The organism is Burkholderia sp. Ac-20345, from assembly GCF_017104825.1.
GTDB lineage: Bacteria > Pseudomonadota > Gammaproteobacteria > Burkholderiales > Burkholderiaceae > Burkholderia > Burkholderia lata_B.
In genome coordinates this window covers 1-2,480 of the sequence record NZ_JAAGPO010000450.1, presented here as the reverse complement: position 1 = coordinate 2,480, position 2,480 = coordinate 1, and the positions used below count along the sequence as shown (strand labels likewise).

Annotated in this window: 3 protein-coding genes; all 3 read left to right on the top strand. The window is 62.7% G+C overall.

Features of this window, described 5'->3' with window-relative positions:
- Positions 1–84 precede the first annotated feature (84 nt).
- The 3 genes from G3O06_RS49540 to G3O06_RS47840 are packed head-to-tail and all read left to right on the top strand — an operon-like array spanning position 85 to position 2,426.
- On the top strand, positions 85–486 hold the full coding sequence (locus tag G3O06_RS49540) for a transposase (RefSeq protein ID WP_158077526.1): 402 nt from the start codon (positions 85–87) through the stop codon (positions 484–486).
- Positions 483–824: an IS66 family insertion sequence element accessory protein TnpB gene (gene tnpB / locus G3O06_RS47845; protein WP_346779605.1), complete on the top strand. Its 342-nt coding sequence runs from the start codon at positions 483–485 to the stop codon at positions 822–824. Before G3O06_RS49540 ends, tnpB begins: the two co-directional genes overlap by 4 nt.
- A gap of 51 nt (positions 825–875) precedes the next feature.
- Complete coding sequence (locus G3O06_RS47840) at positions 876–2,426, top strand: IS66 family transposase (protein ID WP_046543813.1); 1,551 nt, start codon at positions 876–878, stop codon at positions 2,424–2,426.
- Positions 2,427–2,480: the final 54 nt, after the last annotated feature.

Sequence of the window (2,480 nt, the reverse complement as noted above, 5' to 3'; positions counted from 1 at the left end):
GTAAGCGCTCGACACGTACCGTCTGTTCATGAGGGCACGGCACCGGCAATCTGATTCCCATCAGATGTAATGGGAATCAGATTGATGAAGCCAGTGGTGCATGGAAGACGACCGGGATCGAGGAACTACACGAAGGAGTTTCGGGAAGCGGTTGCTGCCGAAGCGAACGATCCGAATCGCTCGATTGCCGAGGTCGCGCGTGCGCACGGCTTGAACGCCAATATGGTCGCGCAGTGGCGAAGAAGCTTACTCGATACGCGACCTGCATCGTCGGTACCAAACATCGCGCTGCTACCGGTTGATGTGGTCGATCTGCCTGCGAAGGACATCCCACATCACGCTCTGCCGCAAACACCGGACGTGTCGGCGAGCCCGGCGATGCCGTCAGGCTGTGAAATCGAGATCGAGGTCGGCAAACGACGTATTCGTATCCGCGGTGTGTCGCAGGAGTTCGCCGAACAGTATTTGCGAGACTGTCTGAAGTGATCCCGCCGAACACGCGAATCTGGATCGCGACGGGCGTCACGGACATGCGTTCCGGCTTCAACTCGTTGGCCGCGAAGGTACAAACCGTGCTGGAGAAGGATCCCTACAGCGGGCACGTGTTCGTGTTCCGGGGTAAGCGCGGCGACTTGCTGAAGTGCTTGTGGTGGTGCGACGGTGGCCTGTGCCTGCTCTCGAAGCGCCTCGAGAAAGGACGTTTCGCGTGGCCGCGCGCCGATGTCGGTGTTGTTGCGCTGACGACCGCTCAGCTCGCGCTCTTGCTCGAAGGTTTCGATTGGCGGCAGCCGATCGATGCGGTACGCCCGCGAAGCGCATTGTAAACGTTCATTACGCGTGGAGAGCTTGTGGGTGGCGTCGTGTAAGCTCACCGCATGTCCGCTGCTCCCACCGATCTCCCCGACGACATTGAAGCGCTGAAGGCGATGGTCGCCAGCTTGCGCGAGCAGCTCTCGTCGCGCGCGATTGAGATCGAGCATCTGAAGCTGACGATTGCCAAGCTGCGCCGGATGCAGTTCGGCCGAAAATCGGAGAAGCTGGATCGCCAGATCGAACAGCTTGAATTGCGGCTGGAAGACCTGCAGGCCGATGAAGGCTCGGCCGATATGGCCGCGGCTGCTGCAGTGAAACGGCCGAGTCGCGAAGGTGTCGGCCGCAAGCCGTTGCCCGATCACCTTGAGCGCGAAGAGCGCATCCATCTGCCCGCCGATGATGACTGCCCCGATTGCGGCGGGCAACTCAAACCGATGGGCGAAGACGTCGCGGAACAGCTCGAATACGTCCGGGCGCACTTCCGCGTGATTCGCCACCGCCGTCCGAAGCTGGCCTGCGCATGCTGCGATCGCATCGTGCAGGCCGCGGCACCGAGTCGACCGATCGATCGTGGCATCCCGGGTCCGGCGCTGCTCGCGCACATCGCCGTGTCGAAGTTCGCGTACCACATCCCGCTGCATCGCCAGGCAGTCATGTACGCGCGCGACGGCGTCGAGATCGATCCGGGTGCGATGGGGTATTGGATGGGGAGCATCACGGCGCTGCTTGCACCGCTGGTCGCCACCGTCCGCCAATACACGTTAGCCGGCGGCAAGGTTCACGGGGACGACACGCCGCTGCCAGTGCTGGCGCCCGGCAACGGTCGCACAAAGACAGGACGCCTGTGGGTCTACGTGCGCGATGATCGGCCGAGCGCTTCCGACGAGCCGGCAGCAGTCTGGTTCGCCTACACGCCCGATCGACGGGGCGAGCATCCCCAGCAGCATCTTGCAGACTTCACCGGCGTGCTGCAGGCCGATGCGTTTGCCGGCTATGCCGAGTTGTATCGCGGCGGCACCATCCAGGAAGCTGCCTGCATGGCCCACGCTCGCCGAAAGATCCATGATCTACATGCCGTCCGTCCCAATGCGGTAACGGAGGAAGCGCTGCACCGGATCGGCGCGCTCTACAAGATCGAGGAGCAGATCCGTGGCAAACCACCTGATGAGCGACACAGTGTGCGCCAGGCGCGAGCGGTACCGCTGCTCGACGACATGAAACGCTGGTTCGAAGCAACGCTCGCCACGCTCTCTGCAAAATCCGACACGACCAAGGCGATTCAGTACGCGCTGAATCGCTGGCCGGCGCTCATCTACTACTGCAGCGACGGGCGTGCGGAAATCGACAACCTGATCGCCGAGCGAGCACTGCGCGGCGTCGCCCTCGGCAGACGGAATTACTTGTTCGCCGGCGCCGACTCCGGTGGCGAACGTGCCGCCGCGATGTATAGCCTGATCGGCACGGCACGCCTGAATGGCCTCGATCCCGAGGCGTATCTCGCCTATGTGCTCGAGCGCATTGCTGACCATCCGATCAACCGCATCGACGAGTTGTTGCCGTGGAACGTGGCGTCGGCGCTTCCGTCTACTGCCCACGTCGAACCCATTCGATAGCATCGCGCTCCCGTCGTCAACGACCTACGCTACGGTGCTGGTCGAGTGCTTACG

Bases quoted from the DNA above. Each gene is read 5' to 3' on its own strand.
- G3O06_RS49540 (WP_158077526.1), top strand. From the start codon at position 85: ATGAAGCCAGTGGTGCATGGAAGACGACCGGGATCGAGGAACTACACG.
- G3O06_RS47840 (WP_046543813.1), top strand. From the start codon at position 876: ATGTCCGCTGCTCCCACCGATCTCCCCGACGACATTGAAGCGCTGAAG.